Source organism: Hyphomicrobium sp., from assembly GCF_041659645.1.
Taxonomy (GTDB): Bacteria; Pseudomonadota; Alphaproteobacteria; order Rhizobiales; family Hyphomicrobiaceae; genus Hyphomicrobium_B.
Genome location: NZ_JBAZXX010000002.1, coordinates 177,591 through 197,354, shown reverse-complemented (window position 1 = coordinate 197,354; position 19,764 = coordinate 177,591). Strand labels below are relative to the sequence as shown.

17 protein-coding genes are annotated in these 19,764 nt (G+C 55.3%); 14 read left to right on the top strand and 3 right to left on the bottom strand.

Going from position 1 to position 19,764, the window contains the following annotated elements; all coding sequences use genetic code 11:
* The first annotated feature begins 39 nt into the window (after positions 1–39).
* From WC811_RS06030 to WC811_RS06015, 4 genes are all read left to right on the top strand, one after another.
* A complete protein-coding gene (locus WC811_RS06030) occupies positions 40–1,314 on the top strand; it encodes an ArnT family glycosyltransferase (RefSeq protein WP_372642043.1) in 1,275 nt (424 codons plus the stop codon).
* A 69-nt stretch (positions 1,315–1,383) separates the two neighbouring features.
* Positions 1,384–2,349 carry a UbiA family prenyltransferase gene (locus tag WC811_RS06025; RefSeq protein WP_372642041.1) on the top strand — a complete coding sequence of 322 codons (966 nt, stop codon included), beginning with the start codon at positions 1,384–1,386 and terminating at the stop codon, positions 2,347–2,349.
* Positions 2,346–3,047: an HAD family hydrolase gene (locus WC811_RS06020; protein WP_372642039.1), complete on the top strand. Its 702-nt coding sequence runs from the start codon at positions 2,346–2,348 to the stop codon at positions 3,045–3,047. The genes WC811_RS06025 and WC811_RS06020 overlap by 4 nt, the downstream gene beginning before the upstream one ends.
* Complete coding sequence (locus tag WC811_RS06015; protein WP_372642037.1) at positions 3,044–3,430, top strand: GtrA family protein; 387 nt, start codon at positions 3,044–3,046, stop codon at positions 3,428–3,430. Before WC811_RS06020 ends, WC811_RS06015 begins: the two co-directional genes overlap by 4 nt.
* Before the next feature lie 76 nt (positions 3,431–3,506).
* Here the strand turns inward: WC811_RS06015 and WC811_RS06010 are convergent, their stop codons facing one another.
* Together WC811_RS06010 and WC811_RS06005 are read right to left on the bottom strand one after the other, a co-directional pair.
* Positions 3,507–4,502: a glycosyltransferase family 2 protein gene (locus WC811_RS06010; protein WP_372642035.1), complete on the bottom strand. Its 996-nt coding sequence runs from the start codon at positions 4,500–4,502 to the stop codon at positions 3,507–3,509.
* Between the two features lie 164 nt (positions 4,503–4,666).
* The gene (locus WC811_RS06005) at positions 4,667–5,644 is read right to left on the bottom strand and encodes a glycosyltransferase family A protein (protein ID WP_372643680.1); all 978 of its coding nucleotides are present in this window, start codon (positions 5,642–5,644) and stop codon (positions 4,667–4,669) included.
* A gap of 600 nt (positions 5,645–6,244) precedes the next feature.
* On the opposite strand from WC811_RS06005, the gene WC811_RS06000 reads away from it, so the two are divergent.
* From WC811_RS06000 to WC811_RS05970, 7 genes are all read left to right on the top strand, one after another.
* Positions 6,245–7,582: a hypothetical protein gene (locus tag WC811_RS06000; RefSeq protein WP_372642033.1), complete on the top strand. Its 1,338-nt coding sequence runs from the start codon at positions 6,245–6,247 to the stop codon at positions 7,580–7,582.
* A 118-nt stretch (positions 7,583–7,700) separates the two neighbouring features.
* Positions 7,701–8,618: a hypothetical protein gene (locus tag WC811_RS05995; RefSeq protein WP_372642031.1), complete on the top strand. Its 918-nt coding sequence runs from the start codon at positions 7,701–7,703 to the stop codon at positions 8,616–8,618.
* 505 nt (positions 8,619–9,123) lie between these two features.
* On the top strand, positions 9,124–10,044 hold the full coding sequence (locus WC811_RS05990) for a glycosyltransferase family 2 protein (protein ID WP_372642029.1): 921 nt from the start codon (positions 9,124–9,126) through the stop codon (positions 10,042–10,044).
* A gap of 478 nt (positions 10,045–10,522) precedes the next feature.
* Positions 10,523–11,551, top strand: coding sequence for an NAD-dependent epimerase/dehydratase family protein (locus tag WC811_RS05985; RefSeq protein ID WP_372642027.1), 1,029 nt, complete (start codon positions 10,523–10,525; stop codon positions 11,549–11,551).
* A 53-nt stretch (positions 11,552–11,604) separates the two neighbouring features.
* Positions 11,605–12,384 (top strand): glucose-1-phosphate cytidylyltransferase, encoded by a 780-nt coding sequence (gene rfbF, locus WC811_RS05980; protein WP_372642025.1) that lies wholly within the window; start codon positions 11,605–11,607, stop codon positions 12,382–12,384.
* Complete coding sequence (locus WC811_RS05975) at positions 12,356–13,636, top strand: methyltransferase domain-containing protein (protein WP_372642023.1); 1,281 nt, start codon at positions 12,356–12,358, stop codon at positions 13,634–13,636. Before rfbF ends, WC811_RS05975 begins: the two co-directional genes overlap by 29 nt.
* Entirely contained in the window at positions 13,633–14,760 is a 1,128-nt protein-coding gene (locus WC811_RS05970; RefSeq protein ID WP_372642021.1) for a DegT/DnrJ/EryC1/StrS family aminotransferase, read from the top strand. The genes WC811_RS05975 and WC811_RS05970 overlap by 4 nt, the downstream gene beginning before the upstream one ends.
* A 136-nt stretch (positions 14,761–14,896) precedes the next feature.
* Here the strand turns inward: WC811_RS05970 and WC811_RS05965 are convergent, their stop codons facing one another.
* Positions 14,897–15,496 carry an acyltransferase gene (locus WC811_RS05965; protein ID WP_372642019.1) on the bottom strand — a complete coding sequence of 200 codons (600 nt, stop codon included), beginning with the start codon at positions 15,494–15,496 and terminating at the stop codon, positions 14,897–14,899.
* Positions 15,497–15,933: 437 nt separating this feature from the next.
* On the opposite strand from WC811_RS05965, the gene WC811_RS05960 reads away from it, so the two are divergent.
* From WC811_RS05960 to WC811_RS05950, 3 genes are all read left to right on the top strand, one after another.
* A complete protein-coding gene (locus WC811_RS05960) occupies positions 15,934–17,082 on the top strand; it encodes a WD40/YVTN/BNR-like repeat-containing protein (RefSeq protein WP_372642017.1) in 1,149 nt (382 codons plus the stop codon).
* 359 nt (positions 17,083–17,441) lie between these two features.
* On the top strand, positions 17,442–18,608 hold the full coding sequence (locus WC811_RS05955) for a glycosyltransferase family 4 protein (protein WP_372642015.1): 1,167 nt from the start codon (positions 17,442–17,444) through the stop codon (positions 18,606–18,608).
* Complete coding sequence (locus WC811_RS05950; RefSeq protein ID WP_372642013.1) at positions 18,602–19,435, top strand: phytanoyl-CoA dioxygenase family protein; 834 nt, start codon at positions 18,602–18,604, stop codon at positions 19,433–19,435. Before WC811_RS05955 ends, WC811_RS05950 begins: the two co-directional genes overlap by 7 nt.
* Positions 19,436–19,764 lie beyond the last annotated feature (329 nt).

Genomic DNA, 19,764 nt, shown 5'->3' with positions numbered 1-19,764 from the left:
ATCGAAGGCCATTCGTAAGATCGTGGCACGGAGACCGAAATGAACGTCGCGACCAAAACCGAAACGAATCTATGCTGGCGATACGGCGCGATCATTGCGGGCGTTGCACTGGTCGCGGCATTGGCGATGATATTCGGCGTCTTTCGCGCTCAAAGCCTCGTCGCGAACACCGGCGATCCCTATCACTACGGAGAAATCGCCCGCGGGTTTGTTGAAAACGGTTTTACTAAACTGACCCGCCGCGCGGCCTCGCTCTATCCGGAAGCAATTGCGCTTGTGTACCGCTTCGGAGGCAGCGATTTAGTCGTCGTACTCCTTCAGAGTCTCTTGCACGTCGGCACGTGTTTGTTGGTATTTTCCCTGGGGCGGCACCTCTACAACGCACGAACGGGATTTTTGGCAGGGTTGTTCTGCGCCCTGCATCCTATGCTTCTGCGATACGTTGCGGACCTGCAAATGGAAACGCTGCTGACGTTCCTCTGCGTGCTGACGGTCTGGTTGACTGTGCGCTTCCATGAACGGCCAACGATCGTAAACGGCATCCTGCTTGGCGTTGTTGGAATGTGCGCGACGCTGACGAAAGGCGTGATGCTGCCGGTCGTGGTCGCGTTCGGAATCGTGAGTGCCGTTCTGGCTATCAAGCGGCACTCGATGAGAGGTTTCATCGCTGTTGCCGCCATGTTTGTGACGATGGCGGTCGTCCTGGCGCCTTGGACGTACCGAAACTACCAGGTCACGGGCGGTCGGTTTGTCCTTCTCACGCCGGGCGCCAGCGATTCCTTCCTGCGTGGATACATCTTCACGCGATACGAATTTGCCACGCTGCAAAAGCCGCCGTACACGGATGCTGAGAACGAATCCAATGAATGGTTCCGGAAAATCGCGCGCGACGCGGGCACGGAATGGGAGGCTGACGAAGTCGTTGACGAAGCGAACAACGCTCGCGTCGCGAAGCAATTGATTGTCACGCAACCCCTCGATACCGTTCGGAAGATCGTTGTCGGGTTGTTCACGTTCTGGTACGAAATGACGAGTTTAAAAAATTCTCTAGTTCCGGCTTCATTGGCGATCATTTGCTGGGCGCTAGCATTTATCGGCTTGAAGAGAGCGCACGAGGAGGGGCGGCCGTCTTGGCTGCTTTGGCTTCCTATCGTTGTCATGAATGTGTTCGTCGCAATCTTGATCCCCCTCGGCCGCTACTCGGTGCCCATCCTACCATTACTGATGATATTGGCAGCGTTCGGCGTCGACACGCTCTTGAAGCGGCGGAACGTCGGCGGTGCCATTCGAGAAACATTCGGGGCCGCGGCCTGACGTGACGGTCATTAACTTCTGCTGAGCACACAGGAAAGAGTTCAATCAATGGTATCGTCGGAAAGCGCTATGCCGGGTAACGCGGCCCATCGCGCCGGTTTCAAGGAATACCTTGCGATCGCCCGACTCGATCACAGCACTAAGCATATCTTTATAGTCCCGGGTATTGTTCTCGCTTACTTGTTGCGAGGAGTTCGCAGCGATCACCTTCTGTTATCGCTCGTGCTTGGGTTTGCCACCGCGATCTGTATTGCCTCGGCCAACTACGTCATCAACGAATGGCTGGATCGCGAATTCGATAAGCACCATCCCGCCAAGTCTCAGCGTTCCGCCGTGCAAAAGGTCATGAGCGGCAAGCTTATCGCGCTTGAATGGGCGCTTCTGGTCAGTGTGGGCCTCATCTGCGCGGCGCTGTCGAGTGAGCTCATGTTCATTATCGCTTGTCTCTTCGCTTTGCAGGGAATCGTCTACAACGTCGCTCCACTGAGAAGCAAAGATAAGGCCTATCTCGATGTGATTTCGGAATCGGTCAACAATCCAATTCGCCTGTTGATTGGTTGGGCGATCGTTGATCCCACATCATTGCCTCCAGCATCGATCATCCTATCCTATTGGTTTGGCGGAGCGTTCCTCATGGCCGCAAAACGCCTCTCCGAATATCGCGAGATCGTAGCGGCTCACGGTGTCGATCTCCTGGTGCGCTACCGAGCGAGCTTCGCCCGCTACACGGAAGTATCGCTGACCGCATCCTGCTTCGCTTATTCGCTGCTCTCGGTCTTCTTCCTCACTGTCTTCTTGGTAAAGTACCGCATCGAATTCGTTCTTCTCATTCCGATCGTCGTGCTTCTGTTCACGACCTATTTTTCGATGTCGACGCTCCCCGGATCGTCCGCTCAAAAGCCCGAAAAGCTTTTCCGCGAGTCCGGGCTCATCGCTATTGTTATGGCCTTGGCCGCGATGTTTCTCTTTACGAGCTTCGTCGACCTCCCGTTCCTGAACACTCTCGCGGCGCAACGCTACATTACAATTCAATGACGCCTGAATCCATCGATTGGGACACGGTGCGCCTCGTCGTTTTCGACGTGGACGGCACATTGTACGACCAGCGAGCGATGCGTTTACGCATGTTGAGCGAGATCGTAGGCGATGTGGCGCGAACTCGCAGCCTCGCGACGCTGCGGGTTTTGCGAACCTATCGCAAACTTCGCGAGAGGCTCGGTGACGCGGAGATCGACGGCTTTGACAACGTCCTCGTCGCACAAACGGCAATGGCGAACAAAATCGATCCGGATAAGGTACGCACGATTGTCGCCGAGTGGATGGAGAGACGTCCTCTCGCGCACATCCGCGCCTGCCGCTACCCGAACATTGCCGAGCTATTTTCGGCGCTGAAGCTCAAACGCAAGTCGATTGGTATATTCTCGGATTATCCAGCGCGCGATAAGCTGAGCGCCATGGAACTCGGGGCCGACTACGTAGTAGCTGCGTCTGATGCAAATGTCGGAATTCTGAAACCGCACCCTCGTGGGCTTCAGCTGCTTATGACGACAGCAGGGGTCACCCCCGACGAAACGATTCTTGTCGGGGACCGGATCGAGAGAGACGGCGAGGCGGCCCGCCGCGTCGGAGTAAGGGCTCTCATCCGTTCCGACAGGCCGCTCGATGGTTGGCTCCGCTTTTCGAAGTTCTCTGACGCGCTCTTCGCGCCGTTATTCGAACGATCGCCAGGATGATTTCCAAATTCGTCCGCTACATCGGAACGGGTGGTCTTGCAGCGATTGTCGACGTTTCCGGATTTCATGTCTTCCTGGCGGTGGGAATGCCCATCGCTCTCGCCGCTGGTCTGAGTTGGTTTGTTGCGGCGTTCGTGAATTACTACCTGACGAGCCGATTTGTCTTCAATCAAGCCGAAGGAAGAACTCGACTATCGCAATTTTTGCTTGGCGCTGCCTGCGGATTTTCCGTCAATGTCGGGGTTACGCTAATCTGCGCCTCTCTCATTGGCATATCGCCCACCCCCTCCAAAGTAATCGGCATTGGGATTGCCTTCGTCTTCAATTTTCTGATCAACCTCCTCTGGGTTTTCAGGATTCCACCTGTAGACCGAGGGCGGTGACGACACCGGCGCGCAGCTAGTATCTGGAAATACCAATGCGCTGCCACCGGCTCATGGAACGCCGATCCGGTTGGCCTCACGTCGCCTTCGTCATCTCGTTGCGGATCTTGCCCCTGAGACTGCTGAGGGAGCCCATGAGATTGAGCCCGGCAGACAAGATGCCCTTGGACAGCAGATCCGGACGAATCTCCACGCCGATATCCCCGAGGTGCTTGCGCTGGAATTCCCAAAATCCCTTCTTTTTCTCGCGGCGGACTTTGTCCTTGAGCCACTGCTCGCCGAGCCCGCGGTACATCTCCGAGGTGACTTCGTCATGGCGTATTCGGAATTCGTCCGGGGTCAGGAAATCACGGCCGTATTGCTCCACCATGAGGTAGTGCAACAACGGCCATGAATTGAAATGGCTGGCAGTATCCGTCACTGTGTCAGCTTGATAACGACTATAGGTCAAAACCTGATGCACGAACCCGAAATCGCCGTCCGCCAGCAATCGGAACGCGATATCCACGTCCATGAAGAACCGGTCTTCGGGAAAGAACTTCGGAGCCCGTTTGCGGATGGATTCAGCATTGTACATAACCGTGGACTGGCTTCCGAAAGGGAAGGCGGTGCCGAACAGCTGCCAACGGCAGGGCTCTTTTCCCGGAAACGAGGAGCGCTCCACAGGGACGCCAAAACAATCGGGCCTATCCCCGATCAAGCGGTATGCGCTCACTAGAACGATGCGAGGATTTGACTCTGCCACTTCGACCATCTGCTGGAGGCACTGAGGGTACATCCAGTCGTCCGAGAGCAGCATCTTGCAGTATTTCGCCCGGCTATCGATCTGTCGCAGCGCAAAGTTGAAGTTCTTGGCCTGAGGCACGAATTCCGGCGGGCTCACAACCCGGATACGCGGATCTCTGGCCGCATAGTCTGCCGCGATCTCGCCTGAGCGATCCTTGCTGTGATTGTTGCAAATGATGTACTCGAAATCCTGGTGCGACTGCGCCAGGACACTCTTGATGCACTCCTCAATATAGGGCTCGTCGTTATAGACGGGCGTAACCACACTCACGAAGGGCCCCGGCATTATTCACTCCTGAACTTGATGGATTGCCCAGCCTTTGTCGGGAGGCTGGCTCGAACGTGCGTGGACACGCGATAGTCGATGGTCATGACATATGATGTCGGACGAGGGATTACGCTGAACGACGCGAGCAGATATATCGCTGCAGAATGATTCATCGCACTCCCTTACGGATTAATCCGCAATCGGATTGGGAGACCGATCCAGCGAAGAATGCTTCGGAGCAGTTGTCGGCTGCCCGCGATGCTGTCCCGGACGGAACCGGCCAGCAGCGCCGTCCGCAGCTCCTCGCTCGCCTGGAGAATTACGACGAAGGAATCGAAACGAATTGCACTGCGCACTTTTCGGCGGGTATCGCGACCGAGTGGAGCATTCCACCACTTTCTATCTACAGCCAGCAACCCCTCATACAAGCTATTCTGGTGGGCGGTCGGCAACTGCCGATATTTGACTGTCGGGTTATCGAGGCGGTGAATCTCGCCGGTGAGCGCGAGCTGTATAGTCATGTCCTTATCTTCGGCGTGGAATGGTCGATGAGGCCTGCACAGGTAACTGTCCCAGCCAGTTGTTTTCCTGAACGCCGAACAGCGGATGAGAGACGAAGAGGGTATTGCCCGAAAACGCGACCAGATTGCCTCAAGCGGAGTTTCAAGTTCACTGTCCGCTATCTTCCGCCGGCCATACCTTGTCGATGCCCACCGAACTCGATCCTGGTCGATGCCCAACGACGTGCCGTCTTCGTCAATCAGCAATGGCACACTGTAGCACAGAGCCGCCACGGGGTGCTCATTCAAGTGCACGACCATCGTTTGCAACGCATCCGGCAATAGCACGTCGTCGGCATCCAAAAACAGCACGTACTCTGGTTTCGTCCGGCAAGCTTCGAACCCGAGGTTTCGCGCCCTACTCACGCCGCCATTCGAGAGACGTAGAAGCGTCACATCGGTTCCGAGCGTTGCCGACTGCACAATATCCCACGAACCATCGGTGCTTCCGTCATCGACCACCACAAGCTCTACGGGTGCGTAGGTCTGAGTCAGGACACTCTCGATGCAATCCCGCGCGTACGGAGCTTTGTTATAGACGGTGACGACAACCGCTACCGGGCTTGGTCTTGCACGCTCGCGGGAAGGGGGAATGATCATCGTGTGCAATCCGGGGGCGCGGTATCCTGCGGTGTGAAGCTTAAGCTGATGAAAACGTCTATTCGCGACAGTTTAGCGCCACGTGCCGGTGTCTTCGCAAAGCGGACCAGATACACAATATTCGCCGCTAATTAGCGCCTGATAACTGCCCGGACTATAGCTGGCGGAGCGCCGCTCGGGAAATACGTCGGCCGCACGAGTTGGTTACTCGGGCTGCTCCAAGCGCATCCGCGCTATTGCGCGTCTCACATCCCGCAGGCGTCGCCAAATGAGTTCCTAATCCCAGCAAAGCATGCAAACAGGCCACCACGTAACTCCACGCCACAATTAACTACGCCCTTATTATAGTCAGACGAATAAATGTAAAAATAGATAAAAGTTCGTATTATATTGCTGATACCGTAACATTCTTAAGAGGCAGCATCGTCCCACGAGAAGTTTGCTTCTTCGCCCTTACGGGAATATCCGGAACGCAGTTCAGGCGAATGCGAAAGTGCGGAAGTAGGTCGTAACAACAGAGTAGGCACTCCAGTGCAACTGAGTACTCATCGCCGTAGCTTCGTTGGTACGACAATCGCGGCGATCGTCATCTCCGTCGCCATGATCACCCTGGCCGGCGCGGTCCTTTATGTGCGTTGGCAAGCCGCTGGCCGGCATCATTTGCCCGAGTGGGGAATTCAGCTTTTAGTCGGATTGTTAGCTGTCGCACTGTTTGCGCTTTCCGCGGTTGCTGCGATCGTGGCCTTGGGTGGGCTGATCGTCATCGTTCGAGACATGTACGAAGAGCGCGGAGAGCCATATGTTTCAATTGGGCCTCGCGAGCGCATTTATGGTCCGACGTCGCTTGCAATCCGACGGTTCCTCAACCCCGGTGGGAATCTTCGGCCAGGTGAAATGGTCGAAGTCCGGAGTCTGCCTGAGATTCTCGCAACTCTTGATGAGCGAGGCTGTCTCGACGGGTTGCCGTTCATGCCAGAGATGGCAGCCTTCTGTGGACATTGCGTTGCAGTCCAGCGGCGCCTCGAAAAAGTGTGGGAGTATGCCCACGGCACCGGAATTCGGCGCGTCCGCGACGCAGTGCTGCTGCAGGGGTTGCGGTGCGATGGCAGGAGCCATGGGGGGTGTCAGGCAGCCTGCCAGTTGATCTGGAAAGAATCTTGGCTGAAGCGCCCGTCAACCGATGGCCCCCGTACCCTTCTCGCTCATGGCCAGCCGGTTCTTGACGCGAATACCCACGTCACGGTTGAAGGAGGGCCGCGCTATGTTTGCCAGATGACCGAGATCCAGAGCGCATCAAGTCAGCTAAACATGCGAGATGTCGGCCACTACTGGCGAGATCTCAGGGTGGGCAATCTCCGGCTACTTCCTCTCCTCGTTGCAATGAGCGTCCGATTGTTCAACGGGATACAGTGGCGGCTTGGACGTTCTATTTGGCCTATCATGGAGACCACGAAAAGCGGCCCCACCCCGTACCGGAGTATCGGCTTGCAACCCGGACAGATGGTGCGGGTAAAATCGAAGCATGCCATCGAAGAGACGCTGAATCCGAATTTCCGCAATCGCGGCCTTGAGTTCGGCAAGGACATGATCTTCTACTGTGGCGGCAGCTATCGTGTTGCCGCCAGCATCGACCGCATCGTGCATGAGGGCACAGGAGAGTTGCTCCATCTCAAGACGCCGAGCATTCTTCTTGAAGGCGTGACGGCCATAGGCGGAAGCATCCTGAACCCACAGAACGAGTTCTACTTCTGGCGCGAGACCTGGCTCGACCCGCAGCCATCCGCCACTGAAGTATCTCCCGATAGCCGCTCATCTGTCTCGGGCATCGCGATGGGCGCGGTCGAGGGGGCGATCGCTCTAGCTCCTGGCGCCAATTCCACAAAAGCAACAGCCGCCTGCTCGGCCGACGAACTCGAGCGCCCAGTTACGACGGTCTAAACCTTAATCGCTTTTGGCTGGATATCGAATTGTCATTGACCACAATGCCACGAGTCATCTTGTCTAAAATCATCTGGTGTAGTGCTATGCGAACTTAAACGCGTATGGAGTAGGGGCAATGTCGGCCATTTTGGTGGATCCACAACTTTCAGAAGGTGCGTGCCGAGACGCATTGTACTCAGGCAGCACAGTGATGCTGAAACCCCAAGTCGCGTCTAAGAAGCTTTGCGCGTTTGCATGGCAAATGATTCAAGATGCGTTTTACCCCCTTCATCCTGAGCAAGCGCAACACGAGTTGCCCGTGGAGAAATTTGCCGCGATCATAGCGGCGTTGAAGCCGAAATTTACTCATAGCCCAGAATCGAAGCAGTTCCTGAAGGAGTTATTCGAGGAACTCGGATGGGATCCAGCGAAGACCTATTTCGACGTGCCCAAGCTCCGTATTGTAACCCATAGCTCGTATCTGACTTCGGGGATGGGTTATGCCTACAAGGCACATAGAGACGTTTGGTATTCCGCTCCCCCCTGCCAGATCAATTGGTGGACGCCAATCAACGAAATACAAGAGCGAAGCGCGATGGTCATTCACCCGCGCTATTTTAATCGTGAGGTGCCGAACAATTCTTCTTCATTTGACGCTTACAAATGGAATGCCGAAGGCAGAAAGAATGCCTCGCTTTATGTAAACAATGACCCTCGTAATCATCCGCACCTTCAAGAAAATATTGATCTCGATTGGCAGGTACTTGTGGGGCGCCCTGGATCGCTCATGCTTTTCTCAGCGCAACAGCTGCATTCGACGGTGCCAAATGACTCTGGAAAAACAAGATTTAGCATAGATTTCCGGACCATCAACGAAGACGACATCTTGGCCCACAGAGGAGCCCGGATGGTCGACGCGTCATGCACCGGAACAACTCTTCCGGATTTCATCCGGAGCACGGACCATGCACGCTTTGCGGAAGATATTGTAAAGACATATGAGGTGGGTGGGCGCGCGGAAGATGGCGTACTCGTTTTTGATCCCGGGGCGTAACTGCCGGATCGTCCGTGGCATCCCTACAATCGCTTCCGCCTCCCGCAAGCTCCTCCCTAATTGTCGCCACGCCAGATCGGCGGGGTCACGGGCGCTACAACCAAGTTGTCTGAGACGGTGAGGTCTATGGGAACGCGCAAATTCCGAGAATTTATTGCGGCTGATAGCTCGGAACAGGAATGCCTGCAATCCGCTAGACAAAGTACCGGAATTAATGCATTTCCGTGGGCGTCAGATCTTTTTTGTTTTGCAGTGCACCGCTAGCACCCGGTTTCCGTTGAGAAAAATTTCATGATCGCCTTGGCAACTCGGGTTTTACTCTACTTGGGTTCTGCTTTAGGGTAATCGGAAAAAAAGTCTTGTCGGCGCGCAGCTTACTCGCGCGAATAATTATCGCCGCGAGTTTCACCAAATTTGGATGACGACCCGGTAAGGGAAATTGGGGCGGAAACCCACTCGGCCGCAGTTGAAGTTTGAGTGACCGGAATTGATCGGGAGCAGGGCGTTGAACCAACGCGGCGTGCAGCTAATTTCAGCACTCGTTTGCACATGCAATCGCGGTGAGTTGGTCGTAGACACCGTCTCTTCTATTTTGGCGAATTCCCACCCGAATTTCGAGCTGGTCGTCGTTGACCAAAGTAAAAATGATAAGACTGAGACGGCGCTGAAACAATTTAGCAGCGACCAACGATTTAAATATCTCAAAGTCTCATCGGTTGGCAAAGGTCGAGCACTGAATGCGGGTTTGAGCGCGACCAATGGTGAGATCATAGCAATCACTGATGATGATTGCGTTGTTCCTCCCCACTGGTTGGAGACGTTCGCCTCAGTCTTTGCTGCGTACCCTGATGTCGCGGTTTCGTTTTGCCGTGTAGAGGCTGGCGAACACGATTCAACCGCGGGTTTCATTCCAGAGTACATTCTCGACAGCGATCGAATGTTGACCACGATTCACGACGCGCGAGGCTTTCGCAGTCTTGGAGCTGGCATTGCTGTCCGGCGTAGGATGGTTGAGAATTTGGGGGGGTTCGACCCTATGCTCGGCCCGGGATCTAAGTTTCATGACTGCGACGACCGCGATATAGCCATGCGAGCCCTGCTCGCAAATTACCATGTCTATGAGACATCGGCGATTGGGGTGAAACATTTTGGCTTTCGGACTTGGCAGGATGGTCGCGAACTCGCTCGGAGAAACTTCCTTGGCATCGGCGCGGCGTATTCAAAATTCGTGAGATGCGGCCGTAAAGACGTAATATATATTCCGGCATACGAGTTTATTCGATTTGCGCTATGGCCCCCGCTTCGGGATTTATTTTGCCTGCGGCAACCGCGGGGAGTCGTGCGCATTACCGCCTTTCTAACGGGATTTACCGAGGGACTTCGCGCACCTCTTGATAAGGCGACGATGGTATTCGTTGATGACTAAGGCGTCCTGGACCTCCGATCCGCGCTTGCGATGAGTTTGATCGATCGCCGTTTCACTATTCGCTAGTCCGAACTCCCGGCCGGATAAGCAGCCGATACCGGCAGGACGATCGGTTGCGGCTGCACTCCATGCCGTCCTTGGCATTTCGGATTCTGACGGCGAAGTCCGTCAAATCCAAGAATTGTTCTCGACCGCTTCGAGGCGCGAACGTCCCGATAGGTAGCCGGAGATCTTTGGCGTGACCTCCGTCGAGCATCCCACCCTAACCAATTCTAGAAAAAGTTAGAGCGATCGAGGTCAGAAAGACTTAACCTTCGGAACAATCCGCACCATGAGAAAATCGGTCGATGAGACAGCGTTACCTGACCAAGTAACGCGGCGTGAATAAATCGGCCTTAGGTGTAGGACCAAAGCCCGGCAAAATTGGCACTGAATTTGCTTCGCTCCTGGATAGCTGCATTCTGATCTGGATTTCTGTATGAAAGTATTGCTCACCGGCCACCTGGGTTACATCGGTGTGGAGGCTGTATCAGTTCTTCGGCAGATAGGTCACGAGGTGGTTGGCCTCGATGCCGGCTTCTATAATGAGTGCGACTTCGCGGCCCTTCCTGACGAAATCCCGGCACTGGAAGTTCGCGATTTCCGCGATGTCACATCCGACGATCTTGCTGGGTTTGATGCCGTCGTTCATCTGGCGGCCCTTTCCAACGATCCGCTCGGAGATTTAAATCCAAGCCTTACATATGACATCAACTTGGAAGGTTCGCTCAGACTTGCGCGCGCCGCTAAGATGGCAGGTATTTCGCGGTTCCTGTTTTCGTCATCCTGCAGTTTGTACGGCGCCGGTTCAGACGAATTGCTTGACGAAAACGCGGCCTTCAATCCGGTTACGCCATATGGAGAATCGAAAATTCGCGTGGAGCAAGCTCTCTCGGAACTTGCCGACGAAACATTCTCCCCAACCTATTTCAGGAATGCAACAGCGTACGGACTTTCTCGCCGCCTCCGGGCCGACATAGTCGTAAACAATTTGGTGGGCCACGCGGTTACCACGGGAAAGGTTCTGCTCAAGAGCGACGGCACGCCATGGCGCCCCTTGGTGCACATTCGAGACATTATAGCTGCGCTAGCCGCAGCCCTCGCCGCGCCGCGCCAATCGATTCACGACCAAGCCTTTAATATCGGCAAGAGCGGCGAAAATTATCGGATCCGCGACATCGCGAATATGGTGGCCGAGATTGTTCCGGGATCCGAGGTCGCTTTCGCGGAAGGCGCTTCTCCCGACATCAGAGATTATCGCGTCGACTTCACCAAAGCCGAAAGCCAGCTTCCCGGCTTTGCTCCCGCTTGGACATTGCGAGCCGGAATCGAAGAACTTTACACAGCCTATAAAGAGACTGGGCTGACAGCCGAAGAGTTTCTCGGTCCGCGCTATTATCGTCTGAAGACGGTTCAAGGGCTTATCGATCGGGGCGCCCTGGATCGGCAGCTACGCTGGGTCGCATAACCAAGCCCACACTGCAAAAGAAACTTCGAGGATTTCAGGTTGAGGACGAAAGCATGAAGGCGGTAATTCTGGCCGGCGGTCGAGGTACGCGCATTAGCGAGGAATCGCTTCTTCGTCCCAAGCCGATGATCGAAATCGGCGGCAAGCCGATCCTGTGGCACATCATGAAGACCTACTCGGCAGCCGGCATCAACGACTTCGTCGTCTGTCTTGGCTACAAGGGTTATCAAATAAAAGAATATTTCGCGAATTACTTCCTCCATACCTCCGACGTCACGTTTGACGTCAAGGAAAACAAGATGGAAGTGCACGCGAAACACGCCGAGTCGTGGCGAGTAACACTCGTTGACACCGGCTTGGAAACCATGACCGGGGGACGCATCAAACGCGTGGCGCCTTATATCGGAGACGACGATTTTTGCATGACGTATGGCGACGGCGTCAGTGACATCGACATACCAAAATTGCTGGAATTTCATCGAACGCGCGGCCTCGCCGCGAGCGTGACAGTCGTCCAGCCGCAGGGCCGTTTCGGGTCTGTTTTCGTAGATGGAGAAGAGGGTCGCGTAACGAAGTTTGAGGAGAAGCCAGCGGGAGATGGCCGGTGGGTGAATGCTGGCTTCTTTGTCCTGTCGCCGAAGGTATTCGATTATATCGAAGGGGACTCCACAATTTGGGAGCGTGATCCGCTGGATGGTCTCGCGCGCGACGGTCAACTCGGCGCATTCAGGCATAGTGGCTTCTGGCAGGCGATGGATACTATGCGCGAGCGCGAGCACTTGGAGGAATTGTGGAGTTCCGGGAATGCACCATGGAAAACCTGGTCCACTTGAACAACGATCGGAGCGACTGGTGAAGCCTATCTGTAGACACTGCGGCAGTGAACTGAAAGTGACGTTCTGTGACCTGGGAATGTCGCCGTTAGCGAACTCCTATCTCGAGGCGAGCGACCTCGATAAAATGGAGTGCTTCTATCCGCTCCACGCCTACGTCTGCTCCGAATGCTTTCTTGTGCAGCTCCAGGTCTTTGAAGCGCCCGAGGCCATTTTCAAGGACTACGCCTACTTCTCCTCGTATTCCGATAGCTGGGTCGCTCACGCAAAATCCTACGTCGACAGCATGATTGAGAGATTTGGCTTCGATGCGGCGAGTCAAGTGATCGAGATTGCAAGCAATGACGGATATTTGCTGCAATTCTTCAAGGAAAAGGGTGTCGCCGTTTTGGGCATCGAGCCCGCTGCGAATGTCGCAGAGTTTGCCGAAGGCAAGGGAATTCCGACCCTGGTCAAATTTTTCAATTGCGATACGGCGTTATCGTTAGCGGGTGAGCGTAAGCAAGCGGACTTGCTGATCGGCAATAACGTCCTCGCGCATGTGCCCGCTCTGAACGAGTTTGTTCGCGGCTTGAAGATTGCGTTGAAGCCGCGCGGGATCATCACGATGGAGTTTCCGCACTTGCTCCGGCTCATGCGCGATAATCAGTTCGACACGATTTATCACGAGCATTTCTCTTACTTGTCACTGACCACTGTGGAGCGGGTTTTCGGTGAATTTGGCCTCAAGATCTTCGATGTCGAACAATTGCCGACGCATGGAGGCTCTCTGCGCATTTACGCGACGCACGTAGACAATGATGAACGCCCAACCACGGACGCTGTCCTCTCTCTTAAAGATGAGGAGGATGATGCGGGGCTTCGGGACCTTGGAACTTATGAAGCGTTTGCAGCCCGGGTGAAGACGACCAAACGCTCGCTTCTCCGGCTGCTGGTGAACGCACGTGACCAGGGCAAGACGGTGGTCGGTTACGGAGCGCCGGCAAAGGGAAATACTTTGCTCAACTACTGCGGTGTTCGCGAAGATTTGGTCGATTACACCGTCGATCGTAGCCCGCACAAGCAAGACCGGTTTCTGCCGGGCGTTCACATTCCTATTTACGATCCGGAAAAGATCCGCGAAACGAAGCCTGACTATGTTCTGATCTTGCCTTGGAACCTAAAGGACGAAATCATGCATCAAATGTCGTTTGTGCGTGACTGGGGTGGGAAGTTTGTCGTGCCGATCCCCGAGGCACAGATCCTTCCATGACTGAGCGCATCCCGATCGCGGGCCCCTGGATCACCGAGAAGGAAGTTGGTTGCGCAGCCGATGCCGCCGCCAACGGTTGGTACGAGCGGGCAGGCTACTACGTGCAGCGATTTGAAGACGCCTTCGCGAATTATCTTGGCGTCAAACACGCGATCGCAGTGCCTCACTGCACCTCCGCGATTCACCTTGCGCTCGCCGCGCTAGATATTCGAGAGGGGGATGAAATTATCGTCCCCGATATCACATGGATAGCGAGCGCCGCCCCGATCAACTACGTGCGCGCGACACCGGTATTTGCCGATATTGATCCGACCACGTGGTGTCTTTCCGCCGACTCCGTGCGCGCGTGTGTTACCGAGCGTACCAAGGTAATCATCCCTGTTGGACTCTATGGCCTGATGCCCGACATGGATGCCCTTCGCAAGGTTGCCGACGAGTACGGGCTTCACATCGTCGAGGACGCCGCGCAAACGATCGGAGCGAGATACAAAGGTCGATTGGCCGGGACATTCGGCGATGTCGGAGTGTTCAGCTTTCACGGTACAAAGACGCTGACGACTGGCGAGGGCGGTATGTTCGTCACCGATGACAGTCGCCTATTCGAGCGAGCACAAATACTTCGCGACCACGGCCGGACGAAAGCTAATTTTCAAAATTTCTACAACACGGAAGTCGCTTTTAAATACCGCATGAGCAGCGTCCAGGCAGCGCTTGGATGCGCACAGCTAGAGCGCATTGAGGAGCTTGTCGGGCGTAAACGACAACTCTTTGGATGGTACAAGGAGCGGTTGAGCGATATTCCGGGACTTCAGCTCAATGCGGAACCCGACGATTACTTCAACACATTTTGGATGACGACAATTGTCGTGAATCCTGATCTTGGATTGAACGCTCAACAGCTGATATCTGCGCTCAGCGAGAATGCCATCGATACGCGGCCGTTCTTTCACCCGCTGAGCAGCTTGCCCGCGTATTCGCATCTCCCACGAGTAGCAGAATCTAAAGCACGCAATACGACAGCTTATTCTATTAGCCCACGGGCGCTGAACTTGCCGTCGGCAATGAAGCTCACCGAAGCTCAAATCGACCGCGTGTGTGTGGTGCTGAGACAACTACTGGTCTAGAGCTCCTGCCCCCGGGCGGCGCCAGTATGAATTGCAATGGCCGTTGCGACAATCATCATAGGCGAGATGCTTGGGCCCGGAGGACGCGGTGAAAGTCGAGAGCAGCTAACGGCCCTCGCAAGGGCGGAAAGTCTGCTTAGCGGTCGATCGATCTAATAACTCTCGCAGGCTGTCCGGCAGCCAACGAGTAGGGAGGAATATCGCGGGTCACTACACTTCCCGCGGCGACCACACTATTCGCTCCGATCCTCACCCCACTTAGCACGATGACACGCGCGCCGAGCCAAACGTTCTCCTCCAGGACGACCGGTGCGGAGGACGGTCGCACCCATCGTTTGGCGGGATCGATCTGATGAAAATCATTGTCCATCATCAGTACATCCATACCGAGCTTGCAGTCGGGCCCGATACTGACGAGCTTGGTAGCTAGGATCGAGCACCCGTAATTCATGAAGGTGCGCGCACCTATTTCGAGCGTTCCGTCAGCCTCGGTGGTGAGTTGGATGGGGATGGCGGTCGAAAACAAGGTTACGCGCTGACCTATGATCAGGCTTCCGAGATTACGAATAACCGGCCGTCCCCACACTCGCGGGCGTTCGCCGACTGAAGTTGCACGCCGCAAATACCATCGCGCGCGCATCAGGGCGAGTCCGTCGTTCCATATTTGCGCCGGCGTTGCCCTTCCGACGCTCATAGCCCTCACCTCCGGAAACAGGCGTTCGAAGGGCGGAATCATGCGGAGTTCCTTTGCTCAACGGAAGATGCCGGGTCATAAACTCAGATTGGACTGACGCTTCGTCGCAACGCAAAGCTTTGGCGGTCGGTTACATCTACTTGAAATACGGAGGCACCGACTATACGCGGTAATGTCTCAGCTGGGACACTGGTTAACGGCGCGTCTAGCAAGAACCCTTAGCTGCTGCGGCTTCTCTGTTGCGAGAGTGTCCCATGATATCTCGGTGCCGAAAGGGTTTCACTTGGTCATGGTCGGGCGGGCGAAATGGACTCTCGCAGATGATCGCTCAGAGCGCGATCACTCCATTTTCGTTTTCGAAATCGCAAAGGCAAAAAATGTTGAATTCGCTTGCGAGTCTCGCGTTCGAACAAGCTCGTTCGGCGTCCGCTAAGGGGCGAATAAATTCCATTGTCCGTTTTCGTCGCCTGAAGTGCGGTTTGGCCGTTTTTCTATTCAGTCTCGCAGCGACGGCGGGAGAAGGCAAATCGCAGACCTTGCCGCCTCGGGATGTAGCGTCGAAGGCCAATCTCGTGCCTCCGACAGGCGCTCCAGGCGTTTGGGAAAATGTGACCTCTCCAGCTATGCCCGAGGCAGCTTTTACTGGTCCGGACGGCTTTGGTGTCGGTAACATCGTCGTTGATCCGGTTCGCCCAAGCGACCTTTACGTCGGCGGCTACGGCGCGATTTGGAAGTCGACCGACTTCGGCATAACCTGGACGAAATTGGCCAGCCGACCCAATCCACCGTACTTGCCGCTCGGCCACGTACTGGCCGTTGCCGGTACTTCACCTCCAACGCTTTGGATGGCCAACGGCTATGGAGATAGGAAAGTATTCAAGTCGAACGACGGCGGGTTGACGTTCAGGCTGACGGGTACGCTCCCGGAAAAGTTCGATCAGAGCTTCTATTCGATCGTTGTCGATCCTTACGACCCGACCCACTTAATTACGGGCTTCCATGAAGTTGACCGGCTCGCGGAATCAACGGACGGCGGCGAAACATGGCAGTTCGTGTCCGGTGGCGACTGGCCGAAGGGCGGTAAATCGTGGTTCGCGTTTTTCGTCGACACAGGCGACGCGGCCACAACGCGCAAAAGCTGGTTTGCTATCGCGCAGGATGGTGGCTCGGCAGTTATGACCAGAGACGGCGGCGCGAACTGGACGATTCCTAAAGGTATCGAGGGTCTCACGCACCCGCACGGCAACTCACAGCTTTACCAAATGGGCCAGACGCTTTTTATCGCCGGCTCCGGATCAACTGCAGGAAGCGGAATTTTCCGCAGCACAGATTTCGGCATGAACTGGACGCGCGTTACCGATGGCAATGCGGCGATCGTTTGGGGCTCCGCCAAGACCGTGTACGCCATGTGGGGCTGGGCGTGCGCGAGCTGTGGGGTCAACGAAGGCGGTCCTCAATGGCAGTCGGCGCCGCAACCTGGCGATATCGACACCTGGACCAAGAGGTCGAATCCGACCCCGGGACCCTCTTGGGGGCCCAACAGCGTCGCAGTGACGAAGGATGGTACCCACACGATCTTCGTCGGCTCGATGTGGTCAAAAGGACTATGGCGCTACGTCGAGCCGTAACGCGTGCGCGACCCAATTCGGCACTGCCGAAAGCCGCTTAAGACAAATGCAAAAATTTAACGTCATGCTTATCGAAACCGCGTTCACCATCCAGGAAAAGATGCTGCTCGTCGAAAATGAATACGTGATGAACGTTTTCTTACGCCGTCTATGAACGAGCCGCGCCGATATTGTTCACGTTAGCCCTGTGGCAAGTGTCGCAAGACAGACCCTTGCCTATCGTGAGAGAATGTCGAGATAAAATATTGAATGCCAGATTAAAATGTACGGTCGGTGAGCCTCGGGATATGTCAATCCGCGTACTCTTCCTCAATACTCGCGACCGGTGTGGCGCCGACGTCGCCGTACACCTCACGCTGATGGCCAACTTCGTCCCAGACGAAGCAGAGGTTTTCGTTGTCTCCAACAGCCAGGCGGCAGACGCAGATGAGATGCGGATCCGTTTAGCCGGCATGCCGAATGTGTCGAGCACGTTTCTCCCACTCGGAAGACCGGCTGAGGCGCTCGCAAATAAGAGTCTGCTGAGTAAGGCTCTCGCCTATGGTCCCAGCGTGGCTTCGTTGATCAAGGTCGCGGCGTTCATCCGTCGTAATCGCATACAGATCATTCACTCGACCGATCGCCCTCGTGATGCGAGTTACGTGAACTTGCTTGGACACATGACCGGCGCCGTCTCGATAGTCCATATGCATTCTCACCTCGGGGATTATCATACACTCCCGACGCTCTGGGGGATGCGCAACGCCACCGCGATATTCGCGATCTCAGACTACATAAGGGACGGGCTTGTCCGTATGGGGCTTAAGTTAGAAAAAATACATACGACTTATAATGCGGTCGATACCGATCATTTCGACCCTCAAAAAGAACTCGAATCGCGACAGAGCATTCGAAGGCAGTTCGGTATTCCCGAAAAGGCGCCGCTCGTTGGAATTGCGGCGAGAATGAACCCTTGGAAAGGCCAGATCGAACTCATAGAGGCGGCATCGCTCTTACGTCAGTCGCATGCCGATCTGCACGTGATCATACTCGGTTCGAACGTGCCTGAAGTTCGCGCGGACTTTGAAAAGAGAGCGCGAGAAGGTGGAGTCGCGGACCGTATTCATTTCGGCGGATTTCAGAATGATGTTCGACCGTTTCTTCAGGAATTCGATCTCTTCGTTCATCCCTCCTACGGCGAGCCCTTCGGCCTGGCGATCACTGAGGCGATGGCTATGCGGAAGCCAGTCATCGCCTGCGGGACGGGTGGCGTCCCCGAAATCATCACTCACGGCAAGGATGGATGGCTTGTGGAAGAGCGCTCGGCGAAGGCGGTTGCTGCGGCGATCACCAAATTACTCAACGATCCTGAACTTTGCCGGCAAATGGGCTACAATGCCCGCGAAACCGTCCGCACGCGCTTTTCTCCGCGCCAGCAATGCGCCGCCGTGGCCCAACAGTATAAAAGTCTGGTCGCAGAAGCCCGACGTAAACCGGTTGGATATATTTCTAGTCTATTGCGAACTGATGGAGGTCCGCGATGTTAACGAGCGACATAAATCCAGGCGGAGCAGGGTCGAAAAGCAATCCGCTTACGGAAAAAGAGATCGGCGTTCTGAAGGAGGCGTTTGACCGCGATGGCTACTTTGTCATTCGCAATGTTGTCTCGCCGGAGAGGTTAAGAGAACTGCACACAGCGCTCGAACAGGAATTCGATGCGGCGACAAAGTCCGGCGCTTTATTCTCGGGAGGCGGGGGACTGAGCGGCCATCTCAACTGTTTTCCCGGCGAACGCGCTCGGTTCGTCTACGACACTTTGCAAGAACGAGGAATTATAGACCTGATCAAGCAGCTGGATCCAAAGGTTGTTCGCATGCCGAATGTCGGTTGCAACTTCAATCTTCCCGGCAGCCACACTCAGCATTTCCACCTCGACCGCCCTTTCACGCGTGACTTCATGATCGCCAACGTTGCTGTCGTCGACACCAATATCGAGAACGGCGCGATGGAGGCGATTCCTGGCACGCACAAGCGATTTTACAAATACTCGCAGTTCGTCCTTGATCGCGTCGCGAGCAAGAGTGCGCGCGTCCTATTGAATCGTGGCGATGTGCTCGTTCGGACGTCGAATGTGTGGCACCGCGGGACGGCGAACAAAACGTCTGTCCCACGCCCGATGCTTGCCATGACGTGGGAGGATGGGGGCAACAACCTCGACGATCCGTTTGCGGCCGACGGCGGAAAGATCCGTTTTCTCCCGAACTGGTTCAAGCCGACTAGGGCGGGACGGCTACGGGAGCAGTTGTTCGTCAAGGTTCCGATCACCTATTCCGCACTCCGCTTTGCTCGTTCACTCGTGGATAAAGAGTATTAGGTAGAGCCCGAACGATGAGAGACGGGCTGCCGTGCGGTCGGGGGGGGGGCGTATCCTCTCGCGGATACGTGAACGTCAGGCTCTCTGTGAATATCAGGGATTGGGATACAACTTAATGGCTTGATCGAAAACCGCCGATACCTCGATTAAGGCTGAAACGATGCTCGAGTAATGAGCAATCGGACTCAGTTGCCTAACCATTGGCGTTTTGAATGAGCCTTGCGGATCCGTGACCAAACATCTCATGCCGCGATGACCCAAAAGAGCCAGAAATACCCCCCGTTTGCATCATTGTAACAGGCGCTTACGCATCAACAATTATATTCGTA